Annotated in this window: 25 protein-coding genes and 1 riboswitch; of the genes, 15 read left to right on the forward strand and 10 right to left on the reverse strand. The window is 63.1% G+C overall.

Annotation, left to right across the window (positions count from 1 at the left end; all coding sequences use genetic code 11):
- Window positions 1-2: 2 nt before the first annotated feature.
- The gene (locus tag SJY33_RS08925; protein ID WP_379922411.1) at window positions 3-449 is read right to left on the reverse strand and encodes a COG3650 family protein; all 447 of its coding nucleotides are present in this window, start codon (window positions 447-449) and stop codon (window positions 3-5) included.
- Between the two features lie 153 nt (window positions 450-602).
- On the reverse strand, window positions 603-1,172 hold the full coding sequence (locus SJY33_RS08930; RefSeq protein WP_379922412.1) for a fasciclin domain-containing protein: 570 nt from the start codon (window positions 1,170-1,172) through the stop codon (window positions 603-605).
- Between the two features lie 194 nt (window positions 1,173-1,366).
- Here SJY33_RS08930 and SJY33_RS08935 point away from each other — a divergent pair, with 194 nt between their 5' ends.
- Together SJY33_RS08935 and SJY33_RS08940 are read left to right on the forward strand one after the other, a co-directional pair.
- Entirely contained in the window at window positions 1,367-2,623 is a 1,257-nt protein-coding gene (locus SJY33_RS08935; RefSeq protein ID WP_379922413.1) for an FAD-binding domain-containing protein, read from the forward strand.
- 18 nt (window positions 2,624-2,641) lie between these two features.
- The gene (locus tag SJY33_RS08940; RefSeq protein WP_379922414.1) at window positions 2,642-3,676 is read left to right on the forward strand and encodes a hypothetical protein; all 1,035 of its coding nucleotides are present in this window, start codon (window positions 2,642-2,644) and stop codon (window positions 3,674-3,676) included.
- A 28-nt stretch (window positions 3,677-3,704) separates the two neighbouring features.
- On the opposite strand, the gene SJY33_RS08945 is transcribed toward SJY33_RS08940, so the two are convergent.
- The 3 genes from SJY33_RS08945 to SJY33_RS08955 all read right to left on the reverse strand — a co-directional run bounded on the left by SJY33_RS08945 (window position 3,705) and on the right by SJY33_RS08955 (window position 4,660).
- Window positions 3,705-4,058, reverse strand: coding sequence for an HPF/RaiA family ribosome-associated protein (locus SJY33_RS08945; RefSeq protein ID WP_379922415.1), 354 nt, complete (start codon window positions 4,056-4,058; stop codon window positions 3,705-3,707).
- A gap of 89 nt (window positions 4,059-4,147) precedes the next feature.
- A complete protein-coding gene (locus SJY33_RS08950) occupies window positions 4,148-4,360 on the reverse strand; it encodes a hypothetical protein (RefSeq protein ID WP_379922416.1) in 213 nt (70 codons plus the stop codon).
- An 87-nt stretch (window positions 4,361-4,447) separates the two neighbouring features.
- A complete protein-coding gene (locus SJY33_RS08955) occupies window positions 4,448-4,660 on the reverse strand; it encodes a cold-shock protein (RefSeq protein ID WP_379922417.1) in 213 nt (70 codons plus the stop codon).
- A gap of 397 nt (window positions 4,661-5,057) precedes the next feature.
- On the opposite strand from SJY33_RS08955, the gene SJY33_RS08960 reads away from it, so the two are divergent.
- The 6 genes from SJY33_RS08960 to SJY33_RS08985 all read left to right on the forward strand — a co-directional run bounded on the left by SJY33_RS08960 (window position 5,058) and on the right by SJY33_RS08985 (window position 8,039).
- Window positions 5,058-5,525, forward strand: coding sequence for a DUF188 domain-containing protein (locus tag SJY33_RS08960; protein WP_379922418.1), 468 nt, complete (start codon window positions 5,058-5,060; stop codon window positions 5,523-5,525).
- Window positions 5,526-5,622: 97 nt separating this feature from the next.
- Window positions 5,623-5,805, forward strand: coding sequence for a colicin E3/pyocin S6 family cytotoxin (locus tag SJY33_RS08965; RefSeq protein ID WP_379922419.1), 183 nt, complete (start codon window positions 5,623-5,625; stop codon window positions 5,803-5,805).
- On the forward strand, window positions 5,798-6,121 hold the full coding sequence (locus tag SJY33_RS08970) for a hypothetical protein (RefSeq protein ID WP_379922420.1): 324 nt from the start codon (window positions 5,798-5,800) through the stop codon (window positions 6,119-6,121). Before SJY33_RS08965 ends, SJY33_RS08970 begins: the two co-directional genes overlap by 8 nt.
- The gene (locus tag SJY33_RS08975; protein ID WP_379922421.1) at window positions 6,063-7,100 is read left to right on the forward strand and encodes an ImmA/IrrE family metallo-endopeptidase; all 1,038 of its coding nucleotides are present in this window, start codon (window positions 6,063-6,065) and stop codon (window positions 7,098-7,100) included. Before SJY33_RS08970 ends, SJY33_RS08975 begins: the two co-directional genes overlap by 59 nt.
- 73 nt (window positions 7,101-7,173) lie before the next feature.
- A complete protein-coding gene (locus SJY33_RS08980) occupies window positions 7,174-7,308 on the forward strand; it encodes a hypothetical protein (RefSeq protein ID WP_379922422.1) in 135 nt (44 codons plus the stop codon).
- Between the two features lie 59 nt (window positions 7,309-7,367).
- Complete coding sequence (locus SJY33_RS08985; RefSeq protein ID WP_379922423.1) at window positions 7,368-8,039, forward strand: hypothetical protein; 672 nt, start codon at window positions 7,368-7,370, stop codon at window positions 8,037-8,039.
- A 64-nt stretch (window positions 8,040-8,103) separates the two neighbouring features.
- Here the strand turns inward: SJY33_RS08985 and thiC are convergent, their stop codons facing one another.
- The 4 genes from thiC to SJY33_RS09005 form a co-directional block, all read right to left on the reverse strand.
- Window positions 8,104-10,008 carry a phosphomethylpyrimidine synthase ThiC gene (gene thiC / locus SJY33_RS08990; RefSeq protein ID WP_379922424.1) on the reverse strand — a complete coding sequence of 635 codons (1,905 nt, stop codon included), beginning with the start codon at window positions 10,006-10,008 and terminating at the stop codon, window positions 8,104-8,106.
- A gap of 40 nt (window positions 10,009-10,048) precedes the next feature.
- A riboswitch (TPP riboswitch) is annotated at window positions 10,049-10,155 on the reverse strand.
- A 76-nt stretch (window positions 10,156-10,231) separates the two neighbouring features.
- A complete protein-coding gene (locus tag SJY33_RS08995; protein WP_379922425.1) occupies window positions 10,232-10,699 on the reverse strand; it encodes a hypothetical protein in 468 nt (155 codons plus the stop codon).
- Window positions 10,700-10,750: 51 nt separating this feature from the next.
- Window positions 10,751-12,022: an amidohydrolase family protein gene (locus SJY33_RS09000; protein WP_379922426.1), complete on the reverse strand. Its 1,272-nt coding sequence runs from the start codon at window positions 12,020-12,022 to the stop codon at window positions 10,751-10,753.
- Between the two features lie 73 nt (window positions 12,023-12,095).
- Complete coding sequence (locus tag SJY33_RS09005; protein ID WP_379922427.1) at window positions 12,096-13,085, reverse strand: MipA/OmpV family protein; 990 nt, start codon at window positions 13,083-13,085, stop codon at window positions 12,096-12,098.
- 155 nt (window positions 13,086-13,240) lie between these two features.
- Between SJY33_RS09005 and crtY the strand changes: the two genes are divergently transcribed.
- The 7 genes from crtY to SJY33_RS09040 all read left to right on the forward strand — a co-directional run bounded on the left by crtY (window position 13,241) and on the right by SJY33_RS09040 (window position 21,610).
- Window positions 13,241-14,488, forward strand: coding sequence for a lycopene beta-cyclase CrtY (crtY, locus tag SJY33_RS09010; protein ID WP_379922428.1), 1,248 nt, complete (start codon window positions 13,241-13,243; stop codon window positions 14,486-14,488).
- Entirely contained in the window at window positions 14,485-16,050 is a 1,566-nt protein-coding gene (locus tag SJY33_RS09015) for a phytoene desaturase (protein ID WP_379922429.1), read from the forward strand. The genes crtY and SJY33_RS09015 overlap by 4 nt, the downstream gene beginning before the upstream one ends.
- The gene (locus tag SJY33_RS09020; protein WP_379922430.1) at window positions 16,047-16,481 is read left to right on the forward strand and encodes a hypothetical protein; all 435 of its coding nucleotides are present in this window, start codon (window positions 16,047-16,049) and stop codon (window positions 16,479-16,481) included. The genes SJY33_RS09015 and SJY33_RS09020 overlap by 4 nt, the downstream gene beginning before the upstream one ends.
- Window position 16,482: 1 nt before the next feature.
- Window positions 16,483-17,064, forward strand: a complete 582-nt coding sequence (locus SJY33_RS09025) for a TIGR00730 family Rossman fold protein (protein ID WP_379922431.1) — start codon at window positions 16,483-16,485, stop codon at window positions 17,062-17,064.
- Between the two features lie 9 nt (window positions 17,065-17,073).
- On the forward strand, window positions 17,074-18,024 hold the full coding sequence (locus SJY33_RS09030; protein ID WP_379922432.1) for a phytoene/squalene synthase family protein: 951 nt from the start codon (window positions 17,074-17,076) through the stop codon (window positions 18,022-18,024).
- Between the two features lie 43 nt (window positions 18,025-18,067).
- Window positions 18,068-19,939, forward strand: a complete 1,872-nt coding sequence (locus SJY33_RS09035) for a biotin carboxylase N-terminal domain-containing protein (protein WP_379922433.1) — start codon at window positions 18,068-18,070, stop codon at window positions 19,937-19,939.
- Window positions 19,940-20,056: 117 nt separating this feature from the next.
- A complete protein-coding gene (locus SJY33_RS09040) occupies window positions 20,057-21,610 on the forward strand; it encodes an acyl-CoA carboxylase subunit beta (RefSeq protein WP_379922434.1) in 1,554 nt (517 codons plus the stop codon).
- Between the two features lie 3 nt (window positions 21,611-21,613).
- Here SJY33_RS09040 and SJY33_RS09045 read toward each other — a convergent pair whose 3' ends face one another.
- Complete coding sequence (locus tag SJY33_RS09045; RefSeq protein ID WP_379922435.1) at window positions 21,614-22,936, reverse strand: multidrug effflux MFS transporter; 1,323 nt, start codon at window positions 22,934-22,936, stop codon at window positions 21,614-21,616.
- Window positions 22,937-23,014 lie beyond the last annotated feature (78 nt).

Below are 23,014 nucleotides of genomic sequence, written 5' to 3' on the forward strand. Positions count from 1 at the left end.
CTTCAAGACGCGCCTTCGCCGGTGAAGGCTTGAGCCCCCGTGTGTCCGCAGCCTTCGTATGTTTCATCGCCCCACGCCACCGTGGCGACAAAGGGAAACTGCCGGTCGCTCATCCCGTCGCTGCATTCACCCGGTGTCAGCGTCGCGGCAATCGGCTTGCCATCGAGCGTGCCGGAGAAGCCCAGTCCGTTGTTCCCCGCAAAACGTTGGGCTGCAAAGCGGGTGCCGGACTGGTCGTCAGGTGTCGTCCACACCGCTTGCCCGCCATCGATCACCAGCGTCCAGAAGGGTTCGGTTCCCGAAAGCGTCACCACATCCTGCGGTGCGACGCCATCGAATGTCTTGCCCTGCGGATCGATCCGGTCGGCAGTGGGACTGCACCCAATTGGCAGGGCCGCAGCAAGCAGCATCGGTGTCCAGATGCGAACGCGGCGATAGGGTGTCATCATAGCAGGGCTCCTTGTAAGCCCTGCTTAATCCCTTTGGCCCTTCCTGACAAAGCGCGCAGGTTCATACGCAACTGATGAGCCACCATAGAAAAGGGGCGAGCGACCGTATGACCGGTGCCCGCCCCCTTCGAACGTTCATCGACGTTTGAAAAATTACATCGGCATCAGAACCGTGTCGATCACGTGGATCATGCCGTTCGACGCCGCCACGTCGGTTGCAGTCACCTTCGAAGTGTTGCCTGCCGCGTCGGTCAGAACAACACCGCCATCAACGATCTTGGCGGTCAGATTGCCGCCGTTGACAGTCTTCACCGTGTAACCGGCATCGCCTGCATCAGTAATTGCCTGGGTCAGCGTTGCTGCATCAACCGAACCTTCAACCACGTGATAGGTCAGGATCGACTTCAGCGTATCCTTGTCTTCGGTGGTCAGCTTTTCGACGGTGCCGGCGGGAAGCTTTTCAAAAGCAGCGTTGGTCGGCGCGAAGACGGTGAAGGGACCGGCGCCCGAAAGCGTCTCACCCAGTTCCGCAGCGGTCACAGCCGTTACGAGGGTCGAAAAATCCTGATTGCCCTGAGCAACTTCGACAATCGTTCCGGCGGCCGTGGCATCATCAGCAACCGCAGTCGTGTCTGCGGCGGTGTCTTCGGCCGGGGTTTCGTTGGCGCAGGCAACCAGCGCAAGCGCGGCAACCGATGCAAACGTGAAATGCATGATCTTCATAGGTAATCCTTGATATGAGCCCGAAGGCCGGTGTTTGCCCCGACCCCGAGGGGCCGATGGCGTGCGGACACACTGCCTTTCTGGCGCGGACCGTTACCGTTACAAATGAACGACGCGGCAGGATGTTCCAGCTTCGTCGCGCATCAGACACAGCCTGTCCGGAACCAAGCACGGAACACGGGGTTGCCAACCTTATGACATTTGCCCCGACGCGCAGCGCTGGCCTTGCCCGGCTTGAACAGTTTCTTCCAGCAGCAGGTCGGCGTTACGCCGAAACACGAAACACCGATGATGGCGCGGCACCGGGCGAACGCGGCAATGTCAGCGAATTGTCGCCATGGATCCACGCAGGCGTCCTAAGCGCGTCCGATGTCCTCGACGCTGTGCTTGGCGCCCATTCGCCGCGTGCGGCCGAAAAGTTCATCGCCGAGGTGTTCTGGCGCATCTATTTCAAGGGCTATCTGGAACAGCGTCCCGCCATTTGGAGCGACTATTGCACCGGACGCGATGCTGCGCTGGCCGCGGTGGCTGGCAATAGTGGCCTGCGCACTGGCTACGCTGCTGCCACCGAAGGTCGCACGGGAATTGGAGCCTTCGATGTCTGGGTGCACGAATTGCGCGACACAGGCTACCTTCACAACCACGCGCGCATGTGGTTTGCGAGCATCTGGATCTTCACGCTGAAGCTCGACTGGCATCTGGGCGCGGATTTTTTCCTGCGGCATCTGATGGATGCGGATGCAGCATCGAATACGCTGTCATGGCGCTGGGTCGCGGGTCTCCACACCCAGGGGAAGCATTATCTGGCCAGAGCCGGCAACATCGCACGCTACACCGCCAGTCGGCCAGGCGGCGCATTGGTGGCCGAAGGGTTGGCGCAAGACGCTGCGGCCCTGTCCGAACCGCACGATTATGCGCGGCAACCGCTTAATCTTCCGGCACCGATTGATCCTTCGGCACTTGAACAGCCTTTTGCGTTGCTGCTGCATGACGAAGCCGCGCATCACGCAGTGCTTAATCTGCCTGCCGTACCCAACCTCGTGATCGGCGCAGCGCGGCCCGACGCCCGGTCGCCCGGTGCGGTTGGTTCTCTGGCAGCGGACTTTGCCCGCGGAGCCGTTTCGCAGGGTGTTGCCGATGCTGCTGCCGCCTTTGATTGCCCGGCTGCCATCTGGGAAGCAGACAAGCCACTCAGCGCGCTGATTGCAGACGCAGGCGTGTCGCAGGTTGTGCTGCCCTACCTTCCCCACGGATGGACCCGCGATGCCCTGTGGCCCGAGCTTGCGCCACTTGCAGCCAAGGGGCAGGCCATCACGATCCTCGGCGATCTTGACCGCGCCACCTGGCCGCTGGCGAAGGCCGGGTTTTTCCCGGTGGCCAAGGCGATTGATGATATTCTTGCCGAATGCGGAATTGCAGGGGCCAACCGTGCAGCTTCAACCGCCGGTTAAGACAGCTTGGCTAGGCAGGTGGCTAACCCCAAACCGGATGCCGTGCGTGCCATGCTTTATCCCAACCATCTGACATGCGTCCTGCTGTTCGATCGCCGCTTGTCCGGTCTCGGCGACGTAGTGCGTGATTTCGTCCGCATTGCCAGCATGAGGAGCGATGCTGCCTTTCAGGTGACCGATACCGACGACGACCGGTTCTATCGCCTTGCCGATCCAGCCGATAGCCTGTCGGTTCGCGCGGACTACATCGATCGACCGGCAAATGCCCAAGTGCTGCAATCGGCGCTTGCGTCGGCATATACCGCGATCGTCACGCCCGATATCCGCAACCGGGTGGTGGCTTGCGAAAGCCATGTGATGTTCAGTGTCGGTCATGATCCCGCGGGCGAGGACCCTGACCCGCCCGCACCCGTTGCGACGCAGACGCTGTTTGAACAACGTCTTGCTAATCTGGCATTGATAAGCCGCATCATGATCGATCATGCCATGCCGGTGGCGGTGCATTGGGGGCAGTCGGATACGCTCATCAGCGGCGCGGTGTTCGATGATTGGGCAGCGCGCGGCGAGATGCCGGGGGTGCTGCATATCCACCCCCACCTGTTCGGCCCCGACGCTGAGCCGGGTGCGCAGTCGCTCGCTGGGTTCCGTACACAAGGGGCTGCGAATTGGTTGGGGCGCGAAGTCATCGTGCAGCCCAACGTCCTGCCCTGGACCGCGAACCTTGCCATCGTGTCCGGCTTCGTGCGGGAGGCCAGCCGACCTGGCGCTGCTGTTCCGGCGCATGGCAGCACCTTGGGCACAGCAGAGCCGGGGTTCACATGCCGTATCCTGCATCATGAGGCGGGCGACGAGACTGAGCATGCGGAAGGGGGCGAACCGTTGTTCGAGATCATTCCCGTTCAGCAGCTCGCCCCGACGACCGCTTCAGCGGATGGTGCGGCGAGCGGTCATGCGCAGCCTATCTCTCCTGCGCAGACCGGAGCGCCAGCCCGGTTCTCGGCACTCGGCCGGCGCCCGGCGATGCCGCGTCCATTCGGGCGCAAGGTGACCTGAGGGCCCACCTGCGCCCGCGTGCAACGGATCACATCTGCTTGTCGGGCGAGGGATCATGCCGGTGGCGATCCGCCTTGCCGAGCACCCGCTCCAGCCGTTCCGCCATCGTGTTTGCAGCTATGCGCGCCGCGGCGTCCACATCGGACGCCTTGCCGGTCACTCCGATCGGACGACTGCCACGCGGGCGCGCTTCGATCGTGCAGTGCTTGTCATCTTCGCCGTGCTTGCGGCCGTTGACGTCGGTAACGTGGACTTCCACCCGCGTCAGACGTTCGGAAAAGCGTTCGAGCCGCTTGCGCACCTGCGCTTCGATCCGTTCGGCGACCTCTTGGGTACCCATCACCGAACTGTCGGTGTTGAACTGGAACTGCATCGTGCTCATGCGATAATCTCCTTTTGCTTCAGTATCCTGTAGCCAAAGGGAATATGGGAACCAATGTTCCGCCGTGCCAGCCAAATCAGCCGAACGGTTCAGGAAAGAAGGTGGTCGCTCGCCCGCTTTTCAGCGCGGACCCGATCGGCCTTCACGCGCTCTTCGGCGGTCTTGCGTGCCTGTTCGGCAAGGCCGCGCCAGGTCTTTTCGGACCGCAATTCGCGGTCGCGGACATTGTCGAGCGTCGCCTTGTCGGCAAGGGCTGCGGCTTCATCGGCCCGCTCACAATAGAATTCGTAGGTCTGTGCCATCGGGGTGTCCTGCCATGAGAGGGGTAAAAGGCGGGAGCCTTCTGTGGCAGGCGGGGCGCCGCATGACGCCCCGCCGCCGGTATTCGATCAGGCAGCCGCGAGGTTCACGGCGCTTTCCTTGCCATTACGGCCGCGTTCGAGATCGAAGCTCAGACGCTGGTCCTTTTCAAGGCTGTGCATGCCGGCAGCCTGCACGGCCGTGATGTGGACGAAGCTGTCCGACGAACCATCGTCGGGCTGAATGAAGCCGTAGCCCTTGTCGGTGTTGAAGAACTTTACGGTTCCGGTCTTGCTGCTCATGGCGTGTTCCTTTCAAGAACATATCAAAGTCCGCCCACGATGTGCGGGCGGGGAAGTGCGTCGTATCGTCCGATGAAAGGAAGTCGTCGTCTGGTTTACGCCGGGGGCCACAGGGCCAAGCGGCGGAGCGCAAATTTCGAAGTCCGTCGCAAATTTCGACGTCAGCCCGGATCATGTAGCACGCTTTGCCCGGTTCACCTAATCGCCGCCGTGTAGGAGACACATGAGACACTGTCCTGGACGCAAAAACCGGCCCCTGCCGCAAGCCCGCAAACCCAGTGATCGGGCAGGCTGTCACAGCAGCAGCGGAGCAGGCAAAGGGCGCAGGCGTCATCGCCCGCACCCTGCCGCGCAGCAGGGGGTGTAGGAAAGCGCGCAATCAGGCTAGGCTGGCGTGATGCCCGCGCTCACCATACTGATCGACGCCGACGCCTGCCCGGTGAAGGACGAAATCTACCGCGTCGCCGAGCGTTTCCGCGCCGAAGTCCGCGTGGTCAGCAACGCCCCTTTCCGCATCCCCGACAGCCCGCGGGTGAAGCGCGTGGTGGTGTCCGACAGCTTCGACGCCGCCGACGACTGGATCGCCGAGGCCGCCGCCGCCCTGCCCCCGAACACCGGCGTGGTCGTGACCGGCGATATTCTTCTGGCCGACCGCTGCCTGAAAGCCGGCGCGCGGGTGCTGAAACACAATGGCGATGCGTTCACGGCGGCGAGCATCGGCGGCGCGATCGCCACCCGCGCGATCATGGCCGACCTGCGCGCCGGGATGGACGGGGTCGGTGGCGGGCCGGCGCCGTTCAGCAAGGCGGATCGGTCGCGGTTCTTGCAGGCGCTGGACCGGGTGTTGGTGGGGATGGGGTGTTAGGCTTGGCTTTCAGATACTTGGCAGTCGCTCAAAAAGGTGCTTACCTTTCCGTATGGTAGCAAAACCCGACCCATGCTTTTTGGACGAATGCGAGTCCATGGGCTTTGTCCATGGCGCGAAGCGCTGGCGAAATCTGGATGGGAGTCGCCTTTACACTTGGGACAGCTTACACGGAGAGGTCGAGGTTTTTACCAAGCGAGGGTTCCACCTGGGAGCAGCAGATGCTGTGACTGGCGTCATCTTTAAGTCAGCAATAAAGGGAAGGCGGATTGATGTCTAAGCGATCATTCATCGAACTCGCCCTTCGCGGCGAAGTGCTATCAGACGAAATCGATGATTTTGTTGAGGAATGGCATTCGTCGGATTCCGATACAGAACTGTATGAATTCCTTGGAATGTCGTGGGACGAGTATTCTTTGTGGACGACGGAGCCTGACTCTTTGAATCTCATTATCCAATCGCGTTATGAAAGTATTCCGTTGCGAGAGGCGGTCAATGACAACCTACAAGCTAGCGAACGGCTTGCGGCTCGCTCTGATGAAGCTGGAAAACTCACAATCCTCAAAAGATGGATTGAACGACAGTCAGATCGTTGAGTTGCGACATCCAGAAGAACGGATGGCCGCGAGGCTTGTTGAACGACTGGGACTTAGGCCACCTATAGATGTAGAGAATCTCTGCAAATCTCTAGCAGATCTGGAATTTAAGCGGTTCCCGATCGAAATCGACGGACTTTGTCTGGACTTAAAGTCTGCTGGAAAAAAACCGAAAGTTTGGGTCTCTGTCGATATTCCTCTCGTAAGGCGACGCTTCACCTTAGCGCACGAAATTGGTCATATCATCATACCTTGGCATGCAGGGACAATCGTGGACGATCTCGAAGCCCCAAGCTCGAAGGAGCGGTCGCGCTATCGAGATATGGAGGCAGAAGCCAATCGGTTCGCTGCCGAACTTCTTATGCCCTCTTCATGGGTTTTGAATCTCGCGGAGAGAGCCGAAGACGGCGCTGCTCTGATGCACTCGATCAAAGAGATTGCTAATGTTTCATATCCTGCCGCCTTTCTAAAAGCGGCTAAGTTATCAAAACCCGGCTTGATTTGTGCCGAGGTAAAGAACTCCATAATAACAAGGTCGATGCGTAGCCCAGAAACAAAATCCAGAATTCCAGAAGTAGGAGCAGAAATCAACGGAGTGCAGATGCCAGCTGCGTTTGAACCGCGCGTCGTACAGGGAACCGATGCTAGCTATTATTTCTGGCAAATCCGCGAGGATCTAGAAGTACATGAATCTGAATTAAAGCCTTGGAGGCAGCTACTGACTGAGATGCTCAATGATATTCCTCCAGAGTACCGAAGAAAGACTCAACAGCAGATTAATGCCATTATTGGCATCGCAATCGGGCGCGAACCAAAAGGCGGTGACGTCAAACGCATTTATCGCAGAGGTATTGAAGCGTCCCAAAATCGTGAGGATGCAGATTTTTGGGTTAGCAAATTGCTATCGCACGAAAGCTTTTGTGATTATGTTCTGGGCCGCGCTCGCGAGCGTGCCGGCTCCTCCGGTAGCATTCAATAATCCCCCACATTGACACCACCCCCCATCAGGCCCACGCCCGCGCTCGGGCATCTCGCCCCTGATCGGAAAACCTATGGCCAAGGGCCAACAGAAGAAGAGCCGCGAAGCACGCAAGCCCAAGGCGGACAAGGGACCGAAGCAAAACGCCAGCCAGCCCAGCACCAAGCCCGGCGGGATCAAGGGGCTGGAGAACATGAAGAACAGCTAGGCCGGGGCGCCGCCGCCTCGCGTTTGCCTTTCGCGGCGCGGCGGCTCAGAACGGTGGCCATGACCACTCGCACCATGCGCGCAGCCAAACGCCTTCGCCGCGCCCGCACCGCCGCTGTCGTCGCCGCGCTGCTGGCGCCCGTGCTGGCCCTGAGCGCCTGCGCCGTGCCCGGTTCGGGCGAGCCTGCTGTCTCCGCGAGCGCCAAGACCGATCCGCAGGGCGCCTTCATGGCGACGCTCGCCAGCCATTGCGGCAAGGCCTATGCGGGCCGCCTCGTCTCCAGCGATGCGGCCGATGCCGATATGGCGGGCGCGGACATGATCGTGCATTTTCGCGAATGCTCGCCTGACCGCATGGCAATCCCGTTCCATGTCCGGGGCGCCGACGGGACATGGGATCGCAGCCGCACCTGGCTGATCACCCGCACGACAAGCGGCCTGCGCCTGAAGCACGATCATCGCCACGCAGACGGCTCGCCTGATCCGGTGACGCTGTATGGCGGCGATACCGCGGCGCCCGGCAGCGCGGGCGCGCAGGACTTTCCGGTCGATCAGGACAGCATCGCGATGTTTCGTGCCGGCGGGATGACAGCGTCGCTCACCAATGTCTGGCGGGTCGAGGTGACGCCCGAGGCCTACATCTACCAGCTCAGCCGCGAGGGGCGGCTGTTCCGGGTCGCCTTCGATCTGACGCAGCCCGTCACCCCGCCGCCCGCGCCGTGGGGCTGGTGATCGGCTGGGGCTGCGATCCCTCCCCCCACCCCCCCTCCCGTAAAGGGAGGGGGCTCAAGGCGCCTCAATCGTGCTCGCGGTTGCCGGCGCCCACATAGAGTTCGCGCCCGCCTTCGTTATACCGGCGGCTCATTTCCTCCATGCCCTTGAGCGCCGCCTGACGGCTGGCCTCGGCAGTGTCGGCGCCCAGCTTTTCGGACGCGAGGAAGCTTTCGGGGCTTTCGTTCTGCTTCGCCGCAAAGTCGCGAACGTCCTGGCTGATCTGCATCGAGCAGAACTTCGGGCCGCACATCGAGCAGAAATGCGCCGACTTCGCGCCTTCGGCAGGCAGGGTCTGGTCGTGGTATTGCTCGGCGGTTTCGGGGTCGAGGCTGAGGTTGAACTGGTCGCGCCAGCGGAACTCGAAGCGGGCCTTGGACAGCGCATTGTCGCGCACCTGCGAGGCCGGGTGGCCCTTGGCGAGGTCCGCCGCGTGGGCCGCCAGCTTGTAGGTGATCACGCCGACCTTCACATCGTCACGATCGGGCAGGCCCAGATGCTCCTTGGGCGTGACGTAGCAGAGCATCGCGGTGCCGTACCACCCGATCTGTGCAGCCCCGATGCCGCTGGTGATGTGGTCATAACCCGGCGCGATGTCGGTGACGAGCGGGCCCAAGGTGTAGAACGGTGCTTCGCCGCAGACCTGCAGCTGCTTTTCCATGTTCTCCTTGATCTTGTGCATCGGCACGTGGCCCGGCCCTTCGATCATCACCTGCACATCCTGCGCCCAGGCGCGGTGGGTCAGCTCGCCCAAGGTGTAGAGTTCGGAGAATTGCGCTTCGTCATTGGCGTCGGCAATGCTGCCGGGACGCAGGCCATCGCCGAGGCTGTAGGCGATGTCGTAGGCGGCGCAGATTTCGGTGATCTCGTCGAAGTGCTCGTAGAGGAAGCTTTCCTTGTGGTGGGCGAGACACCACTTGGCCATGATCGATCCGCCGCGGCTGACGATCCCGGTGACGCGCTTGGCGGCCATCGGGACATAGGCGAGCCGCACGCCCGCGTGAATGGTGAAGTAATCGACGCCCTGTTCGGCCTGCTCGATCAGCGTGTCGCGGAAGATCTCCCAGGTTAGTTCCTCGGCCACCCCGCCGACCTTTTCGAGCGCCTGATAGATCGGCACGGTGCCGACCGGCACAGCCGAGTTGCGGATGATCCATTCGCGGGTGTCGTGGATGTTGCGCCCAGTCGAAAGGTCCATGATCGTGTCCGCACCCCAGCGGGTCGCCCACACCATCTTGTCGACTTCGCTCGCCACGTTCGATGCCACGGCGGAGTTGCCGATATTGGCGTTGATCTTGACGAGGAAGTTGCGCCCGATCGCCATCGGCTCGCTTTCGGGGTGGTTGATGTTGTTGGGGATGATCGCGCGGCCCCGGGCAATTTCATCGCGTACGAATTCGGGCGTGATGATGGTCGGGATCGCCGCGCCCCAGCTTTGCCCGTCACGCACCATGTCGGCGGCGATTTCGCGGCCGAGGTTTTCGCGTTCGGCGACATATTCCATTTCGGGCGTAATGATGCCTTGGCGGGCATAGTGCATCTGGCTGACGTTCATGCCCGCCTTGGCGCGCAAAGGGCGCTTGACGGTATTCGGGAATTGCGGGACGCCGCCGGAGCGATCGGGGCCGAGCTGGCCGTTATCCTCGGGCTTCACCTCGCGGCCATCGTAAGCCTCGACATCGCCGCGTGCCATGATCCAGTCGCGGCGCAGCGGGGCAAGGCCGGCGTTGATGTCGATGTGCGCGGCAGGATCGGTGTAAGGGCCGGAGGTGTCATAGACGCGCACCGAAGGCTCGCCGCCCTCAAGTCCGATTTCGCGCATGGCGACGCGGATGCCGGACCCGGTGCGTGCGCCGACATGGATCTTGCGGCTGCCGCGGATCGGCCCGGTGGTCACGCCGATTTCGACGGGGGAATTGATGTCGGCCATAGTGCTCTCTCCTCAAGACGGATGGAGCGCTGGCGCATTGGTGCATCGACCAGCCCGCTCCCTCCGCCGATGCTAATCGGTTCAGGTTCAACGGGTCGGACGGTGCTAACCGCCCCTCTCAGCCAAGCGGCTCCCCGGGGATGGGCGATCAATAGCGCGTCACCACACACAAATCCAGCGGTTCGGCGTAGGCGGGAGGCTTTCGCGGCGCTCGGCGCACGCCCTATTCCCCCACCGCGCGCTGGGAATGGAAGAAGTCGAGCTTCCAGCGCGTGCCGTCATGGAGCAGCACGGCTGACTCCAGCCACCGCACGGGCCGCACATCGGGCGAGGTGCCCGCGCTGCCGGTGTTCTCCCATTGCGACCACGCGACATCGCAGCGCACGGTGGTGTCCATCGGGCCGAGGTTCCAGTTGATCTCGACCCCTTTGCCCAGAGCTCCGACAACCGCGTCAACAAGTGCCGCGCCGGGAAAACGCTGCCCCACATCGAAAGCGTAGAAGGAAGAGGTCGTCAGCTGCTCGAACGGGGCTTTGTCCTCCGTGCGCAGGGCAGCGAAGAAATCGTGGATGGTCTGTTCGATCTCTGCGGGCGCGGTGGCGGGATCGGGACATTGGGCGGTGCTGGCATGGGCTGGCACGCCGAACGACAAGGCCGCAGCAAAGGCGGCAAATAGGGCTGCTGGTTTCATGTCCGGAACAATGCGCTGCCTATCGGCCAAGTCAATCTCCGGCGCGGGCCCCTATTCGATCACCCGGCCGCGCACCATCACGAAGTCCACTTCCTCCAGCACGGTCACGTCCGCCAACGGGTTGCCGTCCACCGCGATGATGTCCGCCGAATAACCCGGCGCGAGCTTGCCGATCTGGCTTTCCATGCCGAGCACCTTTGCCGCGCCCGTGGTGGCGCTGGCCAGCACCTGGCGGTCGGTCATGCCCTGCGCTTTCATCAGGCCCAGCTCCTCTGCATTGCGGCCGTGCTGGTACACGCCCGCATCGGTGCCGAAGGCGACGGTGACGCCATATTCGCGCGCGCGGCTGACCAGCGAGGCCATCAGCGGCTGCACGGCGCGGATCTTGTTTTCGACCACGGGGGTGTAGATGCCCTTGCCCAGCCCTTCGCTGACGCCTTCCAGCGCCATCAGCGTGGGCACCAGCACGGTGCCATTGGCCTTCATCGCTTTTGCGGCGGCTTCATCCAGATAGGTGCCATGTTCGATCGAATCGATCCCGGCTTCGGCGGCCTGCTGGATACCCCGTGCGCCATGCGCGTGGGCCATGACTTTCAGGCCGAGCGAATGGGCGGTGTCGGCAATCGCCTTCATCTCTTCGGGCGTGAAGTGTGCCTCAAGCCCGCGGCCCTGCTGCGACAAAACGCCGCCGGTCGCGGTGATCTTGATAACGTCCGAACCGTTCTGACTGGCAAGCCGCACCTTGGCGGCACATTCGACCACGCCGGTACAGGTGAAGCCGCTGTCGAGCAGTTCGTTGACTTCGGGGCGGAAGCCGTTGACGTCGCCGTGCCCCCCGATGATCGCCAGCGCAGGCCCCGCTGCCACGATGCGCGGTCCGGCCACCATGCTTTCGGCGGTGCCGCGCCGCAGCGCGAATGCGGTGTCGCGCCCGCTGCCCGCTTCGCGCACGGTGGTAAACCCTGCCAGCGCGGTCAGGCGCGCGTTTTTGGCACCCACGACCACGCCCCATTCGTCGGCTTCGGTGGCTTCTTTCCAGAAATCGCCGCCCGGATCGCCGGTCAGGTGGGTATGCAGATCGATCAGCCCAGGCAGCACGGTCTTGGAAGCAAGATCGATCTCACGGTCGGCGGTAACAGCACCGTGGCCGGGGGTGACGGACACGATCCGCCCGTCGGTAATCAGGATCGTGGCCGGGCCGCTTGCTTCCGCAGCGGCATCGGTGATCACGCTACCCGCGCGGATCGCCACTGTTTCGGCAGCGAGCGGGCTTGCGGCAATCAAGGCGGTGCCGGCGATCAGGGCCTTGCGAAATTGGTGCATAATGTCTCTTCCCTCGGGTCTTGCCTGCGTGTGATGGCGCGCAGGCAAGCCCATGGCAAGGCCGCTCGAAGCTTCAGAAGGTATAGGCGATCCCTGCGCCAAGGATGAACTGGTTCGCATCGCCCCGTACCGTGGTGAAGGGCGTATCGGCGCTATCGCCCACCAGCCGTGAATAGCCGCCAACGCCGGTCAGGCTCCACCCGCCATTCAAGGGGTTGCGGTCAAGATCATAGGCGAGAATCGCGATCGTGCCGACCCGGTTCAATCCGCCATCGGCGCGGAACCCTGCAAGTCCGGTGGCTGCCGCCTGCGCCGGATCGACGGAGAAGTAGTAATCGGCAAAATTATTATCGACGAATTCAGCACTGACCTGTGCCTGCAAGGTGATCGCCTTGCCGATCAGCGCGCGGTAACCGATCTGAGGTTCGATGATCATGCCTTCATGCGCGCCCAGCACGTCCCAGCGCGCCTGCACGCCAACGCTAAGCTGGTCGAACGGCTTGAGCACACCGGGGAAACTGACCCCAACATTGCCGCCCACCTCCAGCGCCGCATCCAGCTTGCCCGCGCGCGCCACCACTTCATCGCGGATGCGGTTATTGCGATCATTGCGGAACCGGAAGGCGGGGCCAAAGGCGACGCGCGGACCTTTGCGCGGGGTAAGGCCGGGCTTGCCGGGATTGAGATCGAGCACGAAGCCCGGCCCGTTGGGGCTGATACCCACGCCGCCGATCCGGCCCACGATCAGCGGCAGCGGAAAGGCGATGTAATCATTCGATCCGGCATAGCTTGGCACCATTGCGGCGCCCAGACCAATAGTCGCCCAGGTTTCATCGAACACAGGCTTGGCAAAAGCGAAAGGGGGCGGGGCGCCAGCGGACGGAGGGGCGGACTGGGAGCCAGCCTGGGGGCCGGATTGTGGGTCAGATTGGGTGGCGCTTTGGACGCTTGCCTCTTCCTCTGCCTCCGCAGCGGCAGTCTCACCCTCTCGTTCCGATGCAAAAGCAGGGGCAGCGCAGCTGGCGGCCAAAGCGAGCGGGGCAAGGGCAAAGCGTAAGGGCATGGCGCAATCCTGAAAAACGGGGTGGTGAAACGGGGTACGACGGTCAAACTCGTACACGCCTTATCGTTTGCGCGATATGTTGCAACATTCTTTACAGCATTCATGCTTGCGGCATCATTGCCCATCGGCGCGCCCTGTCCTAGGGCCGTGGTTGCATGGTCGACTCAGTCCGGAATCCCGAAAAATCCACTACCGCTCCGCATGATGTTGTCATCGTCGGCGGCGGCCTTGCAGGCGGGCTGATTGCGCTGGCATTGCACCGCCATGCGCCCGATTGCCGCTTTGTCGTGATCGAAGCCGGGCGTAGGTTTGGCGGGCATCACCGGTGGAGCTGGTTCGAAACCGACATTCGCCCCAAGGCGCGCAGCCTGATGGACGGCTTTGATGTCAATGGTTGGGACGAAGGTTACGACATCAATTTTCCGGGCCTCGGCCGTACACTGCCGACCGCTTATCGCTCGCTCGCCAGCGCCGAGTTTCATGCCAAGCTTATGGCTGAGCTGCCAGCTGAACGGGTGATGCTGGAAACCAGGGCTGCTGCGCTCGATGCGGGCGGGGTGACGCTGGCTGATGGCGCCCGGATTGCGGCCAGGCGTGTGATCGATTGCCGCCCGTTCAAATCATCGCAGGCGCTGTCGGGCGGCTGGCAGGTGTTTTTGGGCCAGCAATTGCGCTGCGACACGCCGCACGGTCTGACGCGCCCTGTCATCATGGATGCCAGCGTCGACCAATTGGCGCCGCATGGCAACGGCGCGGCCTATCGCTTCGTCTATGTCCTGCCGCTGTCGCCCACCGATGTCTTCATCGAGGACACCTATTACGCCGACCAGCCCAAGATGGACGCCGGCGTGCTGAGGGGCCGGGTTGCCGAATATGCGCACCGCCAGGGTTGGACGGGCGAGATCGTGGATAGCGAAGCGGGCATCCTGCCGGTCATCTCGGGCGGGGACTTCGATGCCGCACTGGCCGAAGTTGCCATTCCCGGTGTGGCACTGGCAGGCGCGCGCGGCGGGTTTTCGCATCCGCTGACCAGTTACACGTTGCCCTTTGCGGTCGACAATGCGCTTGCGATTGCGCACCTGATCGCCAAGGCTCCCGATCTTTCGGGCAGCGAACTGGCCGCCTTCTGCCACCGCCGAGCCAAGCGGCACTGGCGCGCCACTGCCTATTACCGGATGCTGTCCCGGATGCTGTTCGAAGCGGCAGAACCGGACAAGCGCGTGGTGGTGTTCGAACATTTCTACGCGCTGCAAGGCAAGCTGGTCGAACGCTTCTATGCAGGCCGATCGACCTGGCCCGATCGGTTGCGCATCCTGACGGGCAAGCCGCCCGTAGCTATTCCGCGTGCGATCCGTGCGCTATTTTCCTCAGGTAAGCCTCTCAACATGGAGACCCCGGCATGAACGCCGATGTGAAGATCAACATCGCTGGCAGCAAGGGCGTGAACGCTGCGCTGGCTGAACGTTATGCGGGCAAGACCGCCTGCGTGATCGGGGCAGGCTTTGGCGGCATGGCGCTCGCGATCCGGCTGCAATCGGCGGGGATTGCCACCACCGTCATCGAAGCCCGCGACAAGCCCGGCGGGCGTGCCTATTTCTGGGAGCGCGACGGTTTCACCTTCGATGGCGGGCCAACCGTCATCACCGACCCGCCCTGCCTTGAGGAATTGTGGAAGCTGACCGGCCATGACATCGCCGAAGATGTCGAGCTGATGAAGGTCATGCCCTTCTACCGGCTCAACTGGCCCGATGGCACCAACTTCGAATATTCGAACGATGAAGAACAGCTCAACGCCGAAATCGCCAAGCTGAACCCGGCTGACGTGGCAGGCTATGCCCGGTTCCTCGAATATTCGGCGCGGGTGTACGAGGAAGGTTACCTCAAGCTCGGGACGAAGCCGTTCCTCGATTTCAAGTCGATGCTGAAGGCCGCGCCTGCGCTGATCAAGGAACAGGCGTGGCGTTCGGTTTACTCGATGGTGTCGAGCTATATCGAGCACCCCAAGCTGCGCGAAGCCTTCAGCTTCCATTCGCTGCTGGTCGGCGGCAACCCGATGAACACCTCGTCGATCTATGCGCTGATCCACAAGCTGGAGAAGGATGGCGGCGTGTGGTGGGCGCGCGGCGGCACCAATCGGCTGATCGCCGGGATGGTGCGCCATTTCGAGCGGCTGGGCGGCACGATGCGCGTCGGCGATCCGGTGGTGCAGGTCCACACGCTGGGCACCAAGGCGACCGAGGTCGAGACCAGGAGCGGCTTGCGTCAACGCTTCGATGCGGTGGCGTCCAATGGCGACATCATGCATTCCTACAAGGACCTGCTGTCGGGCAGCGACCGCGGCAAGAAAATGGCCAAGAGCCTGAACCGTAAAAGCTTTTCGCCCTCGCTGTTCGTGGTCCACTTCGGCCTTGAAGGCACCTGGCCCGGCATTCCGCACCACATGATCCTGTTCGCCAAGCGCTACAAGGGCCTGCTCGACGACATCTACAAGAACGGCGTGGTGCCCGAGGATTTCGCGATCTACCTCCACCACCCGACCGTCACCGATCCCAGCATGGCACCGGCAGGCAAGAGCACGTTCTACGCGCTGGTGCCGGTGGCGCACATGGGCAAGATGCCGATCGACTGGGACGAAGTCGGTCCCAAGCTCGAAAAGATGATCCTCGACGAGCTGGAGCGCCGCCTGATCCCCGACATCCACAGCCGGATCGTCACCAAGTTCAGCTACGCGCCCAAGGACTTCAAGCAGGACCTGTCGGCCCACATGGGCAGCGCCTTCAGCCTGGAGCCGGTGCTGTGGCAGAGCGCGTACCTGCGCGGCCACAACCGCGATGACGTGATCGACAACTTCTACCTCGTGGGCGCAGGCACCCATCCGGGCGCCGGCATCCCCGGCGTGGTCGGCAGCGCGAAGGCAACCGCCGGGCTGATGCTGGAGGATCTGGCAGTCAAGGCAAACGCATGACGCTCGTCGAGGTGGTCAACGAAGCCTGGGGTTGGACTGGGCTGACCGCCAGACGGATTATTGCTGAAAGCTCGATGGGTCATCTTGTGCTCACTGACACCGAGGATAGGTTGTTCTACCTCGATCCAGACGGGATGGCGCTCATCCCGCTGGGCACGGAAGCTGAGGCGCAGGCACATCTGGCCAGCGAAGAAGCAAAGGAACTGTGGTCTGGTGGTGCATTGGTCACCGAAGCACGAAAGCGTTTTGGCGAGCCGCCGGAAGGTTCGGTCTTTACAATCAAGCCTCATGCGATGATCGAAGGCCGCTACGAACCGGAGAGCCTCTGCGTGATGCCACTAGATGAATTGATCCGGTTTACCGGCGATGTCGCGCAGCAGATCAAAGACCTTCCGGACGGCTCGCCAATCCAGCTTGAAGTGACCGACTGATATGAAACGTCTCGCTGTCTATTGCGGTTCGGCCTCGCCCGAAGATCCGCGTTATGTGCAATTGGCCTATGATGTCGGTGCGGAACTGGCCGGGCGCGGCATCGGCCTTGTCTATGGCGGGGGCAAGCTCGGGCTGATGGGCGCGGTTGCCAAGGGCGCGAAGGAGGTCGGCGGCGAGGTGATCGGGATTATCCCCGAAAGCCTCGTGCGCGCCGAAGTTGCCAACCATGACTGCGATGAACTCGTCACCGTCAGCGGGATGCATGAGCGCAAGCAGCGCTTCACCGATCTGTCGGACGGCTTCGTAACCATCCCCGGCGGCGTGGGCACGATGGACGAGCTGTGGGAGGCGATGAGCTGGTCGCAGCTGGGCTATCACACCAAGCCTGTCGGCCTGCTCAACGCCTTCGGCTTCTATGACGACCTGCTCGCCTTCAACGCCAAGATGGCGGCAATCGGCTTCGTGCGGCCCGCGCACCAGAACATCCTGATTGCGGCGACATCGATCCACGAACTGCTCGCCAAGATGGCCGATTATCAGCCCCACACCCCGATCTTCCGCATGAAGGCCGAGGAACTTTAGGGTCTCGTCATGGCAGTCGACGCCGCCACCCGCGCCGCGCTGGTCGAGCACGCACGGCTTTCGATCAAGCGCGGATCGCAGAGCTTTTCGGCCGCCGCGCGCCTGTTCGACAAGGAAACGCGCGAACGCGCCTGGCTGCTCTACGCCTGGTGCCGCCGGGCCGACGACATTGCCGACAATCAGGACATGGGCGGCGAGCTGGGCGACCAGAGCGACCTGCACGAACGCCTCGCGCATATCCGCCGCCTGACCGCGCTCGCCTTTGCCGGCCAGCCCACCGGCGACCCGGCCTTCGATGCGCTGGGCGTGGTCGCCGCCGAAGTGGGCCTGACCCCGCAGATGGCCGAGGATGTGATCGCCGGCTTCCAGCTCGACGCCGAAGACTGGCGTCCGCGCACCGAGGGCGACATGTTGCGCTATTGCTACCACGTGGCCGGTGCGGTCGGGGTGATGATGGCGGTGGTGATGGGCGTTTCGCCCGACGATCACGAAACGCTCGACCGCGCGAATGATCTTGGCCTCGCCTTCCAGCTTTCGAACATCGCGCGCGACATTGTCGAGGATGACGCCGCCGGGCGCTGTTACCTTCCGATCATGTGGCTGGTCGAACAGGACATCGAGCCCGGCCAGCACACCAAGCCGCACCACCGCGCCGAACTTGCCGAAATGGCGGCGCGGCTGGTGGCGCTGGTGGAAAAGCACGAGGCCGCAGCGCGCGTGGGCGCGGCTAAACTACCGTTCCGGAGCCGCTGGGCGGTGCTGTCCGCCGCCCGCATCTATGGCGCGATCGGCCGCAAGGTCAGGAAGCGCGGGCCCGATGCCTGGACCAGCCGCACCTATGTTCCACGCGGCGAAAAGGCGCTGTACGGCGTGCGCGCGTTCCTTTCGGCGGTGATCAACCGCGAGAAGATGCCCGCGGGCGGCATCGATTGGGGCATCGCGGATTACCGGCCGCGCTAGCCACGCGCTCGACATCAAGGTTGCGCGTGGCTAATCCCGCCCCATGATTTCAAAACTCCTGATCGCCAATCGCAGCGAGATTGCCTGCCGCATCATCCGCACCGCCCGCGCGATGGGCGTGGCCACGGTCGCGGTCTATTCCGATGCCGATGCCAAGGCGCTGCACGTGCGTTCCGCTGATGAAAGCGTGCATATCGGCCCCTCGCCCGCTGCCGAAAGCTATCTCGTCGGTGCGAAGATCATCGCCGCCGCAAAGCAAACCGGGGCGGATGCGATCCATCCCGGCTACGGCTTCCTCAGCGAGAACGCCGACTTCGCGCAAGACGTGATCGACGCCGGGCTGATCTGGGTCGGCCCCAAACCCGCCAGCATCCGCGCCATGGGTCTGAAGGACGCGGCCAAGGCGCGCATGATCGAGGCTGGCGTTCCCGTCACCCCCGGCTATCTCGGCGCGGACCAATCGCTCGAACGGCTGACCAAAGAGGCCGAGGCCATCGGCTACCCCGTCCTCATCAAGGCGGTCGCGGGCGGCGGCGGCAAGGGGATGCGCAAGGTCGATACCCCCGCCGATTTCGCTGCCGCGCTGGAATCCTGCCGCCGCGAGGCCAAGGCGAGCTTTGGCAATGACGAGGTGCTGCTCGAAAAGTGGATCACCTCGCCCCGCCATATCGAGGTGCAGGTGTTCGGCGATAGCCACGGCAATGTCGTCCACCTGTTCGAGCGCGACTGTTCCTTGCAGCGCCGCCACCAGAAGGTGATCGAGGAGGCCCCCGCCCCCGGCATGGACGAAGCGACCCGCGAGGCGATCTGCGCCGCCGCCGTGCGCGCGGCGAAAGCGGTCGATTACGAGGGGGCAGGCACGATCGAATTCATCGCCGATGCCTCGGAGGGCCTGCGCGCGGATCGCATCTTCTTCATGGAGATGAACACGCGCCTGCAGGTGGAGCACCCCGTCACCGAGGAGATCACCGGGGTCGATCTGGTCGAATGGCAATTGCGCGTGGCGAGTGGCGAGCCGCTGCCGTGCAAGCAGGAAGACCTCAAGATCAACGGCCACGCGATCGAAGCGCGGCTCTATGCGGAAGACCCGGCCAAGGGGTTCTTGCCAAGCATCGGTCGGCTCGAAATGTTCTCGATCGACGATGGCAGCAGTCGCATCGAAACGGGTGTTGAACAGGGCGACGAGATTTCCCCGCATTACGACCCGATGATCGCCAAGTTGGTGGTTCACGCAAACGACCGCGAAGCCGCGATCTGGCGGATGGAAGATTGCCTCGAAGAACTGCTGGTCTATCCGGTCAAGACCAACGCGCCCTTCTTGCTGCGGGCGCTCACCTCGGATGAATTCGAAGGCGGCCAGCTCGACACCGGGCTGATCGGGCGCAATCCGCAATGGGCCGAAGCGGTCGCGCTTTCGCAAGCGGCCATGGATCAGGCGGCTTTGCCCTTTCTGAGGCGGCGAACTGACAAGGCGGTCCTCGCGCCGACCGGCTTCCGTCTGAATGCCGCCCCGCGCACCATTGTCGCAATGATGCACGGCAGCGAAGTCGTCACCGGCGATCCTTTGCGCCCGTTCGAGGGCGTGCTGCAATATGATGACGGCGCCACAGTCTGGGTCAACGAAGCGGCCGAGACGTTCGCCTTGCGTCCCTTCGCCGCGCGCGGCACCGGCCAGGCCTCCGCCGCCGACGGCGCGATCATCGCGCCGATGCCGGGCAAGGTGATCGCGGTCGATGTGAGCGAAGGCGAGGCCGTCACCGCCGGACAGCGGCTGCTGGTGCTAGAGGCGATGAAGATGGAACACGCCCTCTCTGCGCCGTTCGACGGGGTGATCGAGGCGTTGGCGGTGAGCGCAGGCGCGCAGGTGCAAGTCGATGCGGTGCTGGTGACGGTGGTCCCTGCTGCGGCAGATTGACCCCCTACCCGTTTCGTCATTGCGAGCGTCAGCGAAGCAATCCAGAGCGGTTCACAAGGCGCTCTGGATTGGCGCGGCGACTGCGTCACTTCGCAATGACGAGGTGAGGGAGAGGACATGACCTGGCAGAAAGAACTCGAAGACCTGCGCGCCCGCGAGGCGCTGGCCGAACAGATGGGCGGCGCGGACAAGGTCGCCCGCCAGCATGGCCGGGGCAAGATGGACGCCCGCGCGCGGCTTGCGGCGCTGTGCGACGAAGGCAGCTTCCGCGAGATCGGCAAGATCGCCGGTTCGGCGAAGTATGATGAGAACGGCGATCTTCAATCCGTCACCCCCGCCCCCTTCCTGTTCGGCAAGGCGCTGATCAATGGCCGCCCGGTGGTCGCCACGGCGGACGACTTCACCATTCGCGGCGGCGCGGCGGATGCGGGGATTGCGCGCAAGATGGTGCAGGCCGAGATGATGGCGCATCAGATGAAGCTTCCCATCATCCGCATGATTGACGGCACGGGCGGCGGCGGCAGCGTCAAGACGCTCGAACAGATCGGCGCGACCTATATCCCCGCCGTGCCCGGATGGGGCGATGTGGTGACCAACCTCGATACCGTGCCGGTGGTGGCGCTAGCATTGGGGCCGACAGCGGGCCTTGGCGCGGCGCGCACCGTGGCGAGCCACTACTCGATCATGGTCAAAGGCCTCAGCCAGATTTTTGCCGCCGGCCCCGCCGTGGTCGATGGGCTGGGCGATGCCTACAAGGGCGGCGCGGCCAGTCATGAGGAGGCCAAGGAAGCGCTCGGCGGCTCTGCGATCCACACCCGGAACGGCGTGGTCGATGACGAGGTCGCCAGCGAGGCCGAGGCCTTCGCCCGCGCGCGGCATTTTCTCGGGTTCATGCCCGAATATGTCGGCCAGCCGGCGCGGCGCATCGCAACCGGCGACCCGGCGGATCGCCGCGAGGAGGCTTTGCTCTCGTTGGTGCCGCGCGAGGACAAGCAGGTCTATTCGATGCGCCGTTGTCTCGACATGGTGTTCGATCACGGCACCGTGTTCGAGATCGGTCGCCACTGGGGCCGCGCTGCGATCACCGCCTTCGCCCGGCTCGATGGCTGGCCGGTCTGCGTCATCGCCAGCGATCCCAGCTATCTGGGCGGATCGTGGGAGGCCAAGACCAGCGAGAAGGTGGAAAGGTTCGTCAAACTGTCCGACCAGTTCCGGCTGCCCATTGTGCATCTTGTCGACAACCCCGGTTTCATGATCGGGCGCGAGGCGGAGATGGCGGGGACGATCCGTTACGGCGTCAACGCGATGAACGCGATCTACCGCGCCACCGTGCCGCTCGCCAGCATCGTCCTGCGCCGCGCCTATGGCATCGCCGGGAGCGCGATGAGCAATGCTGAACGCTACCAGTACCGCTATTGCTGGCCTTCGGGTGACTGGGGCAGCCTCCCCATCGCAGGCGGGCTGGAGGTCGCCTACAAGGCCGAACTCGAAGCCGCGGATGATCCGGCCGCGCTGCTTGAGGAAATCCGCGAACGGCTTGCCAAGGTCACCTCGCCGTTCCGCTCAGCCGAACGCTTCAATGTCGAGGACATCATCGACCCGCGCGACACGCGGCCCTTGCTGTGCGAATTCGCCGGGCTGGCGTGGCGGCGATTGCACAGCGATGGTTGAGCGTTAATCGACGTCTTTCGCCCCCTTGGCGCCCAGCGCCATATCGGGGTCTGACGGGCCGAACAGCTTGCCCTTTTCGCTCAGCAGAACAAGCACCAGGCACACCAATCCGCTCGCCAGAAGCGCCAGTGCCAGCGGGCGCGCCGTGCCGTCAAAGGCATAGCCTATCGCGCCGCCCAGCAGCGCCGCCATGGTCAGGCGGACAAAGCCATGCGCGGAACTTGCCGCGCCTGCGATGTTGAAGAACGGGTTCATTGCAATCGAACCGAAATTGCTGCCAATGAAGCCCAGAAGCGCCATGTTGATCGCCATCAGCGGCACGAAATGCCACAGCTGCTCGTCCGGCTGGAAGGCAAAGATGACCTGCACCGCGCTGACCGCGATGAAGGCGAACAGTGCGGTGTGGCTCACCCGGCGGGCGCCGAAGCGTTCGACGATGCGCGAATTCGACCAGCTCGCAAACGCCATCGACCCGGCGCAGATTGCAAAGACCAGCGGGAAGATTTCGCCTGCACCGAACGTTTCGGTGATCAGCTGCTGCGAGGAATTGATGAAACCGAACAATGCGCCAAACACCAGCGCGGAACCGATTACGTAACCCGCGGTGCTCGGCAAGGCGAGCGCACGGGTCATGTTGGCGGCGATGGTGCGCAGGTGGATGGGCTGACGATTGTCTTCGGACAGACTTTCCGGAAGACGGAAGAACACCCACGCCCCCATCATCATGCCCAGCAACGCCATCGCGCCGAAAATTGCGCGCCAGTTGCCCAGCTGCAGGATGCCTTCGCCGATAGTCGGCGCAACTGCCGGCACCATGAGAAAAATCACGAAGATCAGGCTCATCATCCGGGCCATCTTGTCGCCGCCCACGCGGTCGCGGATAATCGCGGGCGGGAGCGCGACGATTCCGGCGGCAAAGAAGCCTTGCGCTGCTCGCACGGCAATCAGCGCATTATATGTGGGCGCGATTGCGCTGAAGACTGACAGAACGATGTATACCGCGACCGAACCCAACAGGATTGGACGGCGTCCGAACCGGTCTGCCAGCGCGCCCGGCACTAATGATCCCAGACCCCCGGCCAAAAGATAGACACCGATCACGAACTGGCGATCATTGCCGTCAACTGACAGATCAGCTGCGAGCGCATCCAATGCGGGCAAAATCGAATCAATGCCAAAAGCATTCAGCGCCATCAGCAGCGCCATCATCCACAGCAGTTCGCGTTCGCCCACAGCCTTGACGGGCCCGGCCGCAGCGGCCCGAGCGGTGGCTGCGGCGGGGCCTTTGCCGATCGGTTCACCCGGAGACCACTGTTCTTTTCGCATGTGCACAAAATGACATGCAGCGGGAAATGTTCCAGCAACAGTTCCTTCGCGCGCCGCAAGGTTCTATTTGATCGCCCT

The organism is Erythrobacter sp. R86502, from assembly GCF_042466465.1.
In the GTDB taxonomy this organism is placed as follows: Bacteria; Pseudomonadota; Alphaproteobacteria; order Sphingomonadales; family Sphingomonadaceae; genus Erythrobacter.

What these genes read in the sequence shown, in the direction of transcription:
- SJY33_RS08955 (WP_379922417.1), bottom strand. Translation starts at nt 4,660, where the DNA reads ATGAGCAGCAAGACCGGAACCGTAAAGTTCTTCAACACCGACAAGGGC.
- SJY33_RS09020 (WP_379922430.1), top strand. Translation starts at nt 16,047, where the DNA reads ATGACGCTCGTCGAGGTGGTCAACGAAGCCTGGGGTTGGACTGGGCTG.
- SJY33_RS09015 (WP_379922429.1), top strand. Translation starts at nt 14,485, where the DNA reads ATGAACGCCGATGTGAAGATCAACATCGCTGGCAGCAAGGGCGTGAAC.
- SJY33_RS08995 (WP_379922425.1), bottom strand. Translation starts at nt 10,699, where the DNA reads ATGAAACCAGCAGCCCTATTTGCCGCCTTTGCTGCGGCCTTGTCGTTC.
- SJY33_RS08925 (WP_379922411.1), bottom strand. Translation starts at nt 449, where the DNA reads ATGATGACACCCTATCGCCGCGTTCGCATCTGGACACCGATGCTGCTT.
- SJY33_RS09035 (WP_379922433.1), top strand. Translation starts at nt 18,068, where the DNA reads ATGATTTCAAAACTCCTGATCGCCAATCGCAGCGAGATTGCCTGCCGC.
- SJY33_RS08985 (WP_379922423.1), top strand. Translation starts at nt 7,368, where the DNA reads ATGACCACTCGCACCATGCGCGCAGCCAAACGCCTTCGCCGCGCCCGC.
- SJY33_RS09045 (WP_379922435.1), bottom strand. Translation starts at nt 22,936, where the DNA reads ATGCGAAAAGAACAGTGGTCTCCGGGTGAACCGATCGGCAAAGGCCCC.
- SJY33_RS08980 (WP_379922422.1), top strand. Translation starts at nt 7,174, where the DNA reads ATGGCCAAGGGCCAACAGAAGAAGAGCCGCGAAGCACGCAAGCCCAAG.
- SJY33_RS09040 (WP_379922434.1), top strand. Translation starts at nt 20,057, where the DNA reads ATGACCTGGCAGAAAGAACTCGAAGACCTGCGCGCCCGCGAGGCGCTG.
- thiC (WP_379922424.1), bottom strand. Translation starts at nt 10,008, where the DNA reads ATGGCCGACATCAATTCCCCCGTCGAAATCGGCGTGACCACCGGGCCG.
- SJY33_RS09005 (WP_379922427.1), bottom strand. Translation starts at nt 13,085, where the DNA reads ATGCCCTTACGCTTTGCCCTTGCCCCGCTCGCTTTGGCCGCCAGCTGC.
- SJY33_RS09030 (WP_379922432.1), top strand. Translation starts at nt 17,074, where the DNA reads ATGGCAGTCGACGCCGCCACCCGCGCCGCGCTGGTCGAGCACGCACGG.
- SJY33_RS09000 (WP_379922426.1), bottom strand. Translation starts at nt 12,022, where the DNA reads ATGCACCAATTTCGCAAGGCCCTGATCGCCGGCACCGCCTTGATTGCC.
- crtY (WP_379922428.1), top strand. Translation starts at nt 13,241, where the DNA reads ATGGTCGACTCAGTCCGGAATCCCGAAAAATCCACTACCGCTCCGCAT.
- SJY33_RS08970 (WP_379922420.1), top strand. Translation starts at nt 5,798, where the DNA reads ATGTCTAAGCGATCATTCATCGAACTCGCCCTTCGCGGCGAAGTGCTA.
- SJY33_RS09025 (WP_379922431.1), top strand. Translation starts at nt 16,483, where the DNA reads ATGAAACGTCTCGCTGTCTATTGCGGTTCGGCCTCGCCCGAAGATCCG.
- SJY33_RS08965 (WP_379922419.1), top strand. Translation starts at nt 5,623, where the DNA reads ATGGGCTTTGTCCATGGCGCGAAGCGCTGGCGAAATCTGGATGGGAGT.
- SJY33_RS08975 (WP_379922421.1), top strand. Translation starts at nt 6,063, where the DNA reads ATGAAGCTGGAAAACTCACAATCCTCAAAAGATGGATTGAACGACAGT.
- SJY33_RS08960 (WP_379922418.1), top strand. Translation starts at nt 5,058, where the DNA reads ATGCCCGCGCTCACCATACTGATCGACGCCGACGCCTGCCCGGTGAAG.
- SJY33_RS08930 (WP_379922412.1), bottom strand. Translation starts at nt 1,172, where the DNA reads ATGAAGATCATGCATTTCACGTTTGCATCGGTTGCCGCGCTTGCGCTG.
- SJY33_RS08945 (WP_379922415.1), bottom strand. Translation starts at nt 4,058, where the DNA reads ATGAGCACGATGCAGTTCCAGTTCAACACCGACAGTTCGGTGATGGGT.
- SJY33_RS08935 (WP_379922413.1), top strand. Translation starts at nt 1,367, where the DNA reads ATGACATTTGCCCCGACGCGCAGCGCTGGCCTTGCCCGGCTTGAACAG.
- SJY33_RS08950 (WP_379922416.1), bottom strand. Translation starts at nt 4,360, where the DNA reads ATGGCACAGACCTACGAATTCTATTGTGAGCGGGCCGATGAAGCCGCA.